This window comes from Plesiomonas sp., assembly GCF_051650925.1.
GTDB lineage: Bacteria > Pseudomonadota > Gammaproteobacteria > Enterobacterales > CAMTGL01 > Plesiomonas.
In genome coordinates this window covers 1-1077 of record NZ_JBOFRH010000564.1, presented here as the reverse complement: position 1 = coordinate 1077, position 1077 = coordinate 1, and the positions used below count along the sequence as shown (strand labels likewise).

Genomic DNA, 1077 nt, shown 5'->3' with positions numbered 1-1077 from the left:
AAAAGACTGTTAACCAAAGACGCCACTGGATATAAAAAAGAGCGCGAATGATAATGGTAACTGCCCAGAAATAAAAGGCGTTTTCCCCTTATCGGCGCAATTTTCCTCTTTTCACTGCGAAAGCTCAAATGATAGTTTGTGCCCATAAATTTGCCATTGGACGTTTCGCGGTACAAACCGGCACCTTGCAGTGCCACGTGATGTCACCGCTATTTTCAACTTGACGTGTAACTCATTGATTACGTGTTACATGGGTTTTGCCTATCACGATACAACCATCACTTACACAACTATGACTTATTCGGCTATCACTTAGAAAACGCAGGAAGAGCGGTGGAAAACCGTTCGCTCTGTTATTATGCCGTATACAAGGAAGTCATACTGACAAGGGAGTAAAGGGACTGATGGCATTCTTCTTTTCTGCGCGAATGACCGCATATGTGGCTGCTGCATTAACGTTGTTACCCTGTACTGCTGTGCAAGCTGTCACGCAGGTCTTTGAATATAAGAATTTTTATGACGACCCAATGCGTATAGCGGCGTCAGATAAGCCCGCGCTGCAAGCGCGTCTCGCGTATTTCCTGGTTAATCCGCAAAACGGCCAAACCTGCCAGATTCGCCAGATTGTGATGTCATCCGGTCGGCATCAGGAAGTGTTGCAGCCCAGTGCAGATCAGGAGATCAAAATCCCGCTGGATACCAATTTGCGCAGCCTTAACCCAAATTTGACGATGGATATCAATGCGGAGCAGCCGTGCAGTTTGTCTGTACAAGTGGTTAGCACGTTGCCGATGACGACACAGATAGAAGGTAAGCAACTGGCCGCATTGGTAAAAGATATGAACGAGGTTTATCAACGCCTTGGCACTTTTGTCACCCGCCGTTATATGCCGCATGTCTCGGGGTTAGTGCTGCACTTTCCGGTGGCGGATGGCAAAGTTCTTGGAACTACATCAAAAAATCCGCTTTATATAAAAAATCATATTTTGACCCTGAATACGGAACAAATGGTAAATATAGAGACAGATTTACTTACATTTCCGGCCATTCCAGAAAAAATAACACCGTTTATTCAGC

2 protein-coding genes are annotated in these 1077 nt (G+C 45.4%); one reads left to right on the top strand and one right to left on the bottom strand.

Going from position 1 to position 1077, the window contains the following annotated elements:
* The coding region (locus ACRC27_RS13380; protein WP_438640109.1) for a hypothetical protein at positions 1-197 on the bottom strand (197 nt) is incomplete at its 3' end.
* 207 nt (positions 198-404) lie between these two features.
* Here ACRC27_RS13380 and ACRC27_RS13375 point away from each other — a divergent pair.
* Positions 405-1077: DUF2987 domain-containing protein (locus ACRC27_RS13375; protein WP_438640108.1), on the top strand; the 673-nt coding region annotated here is incomplete at its 3' end.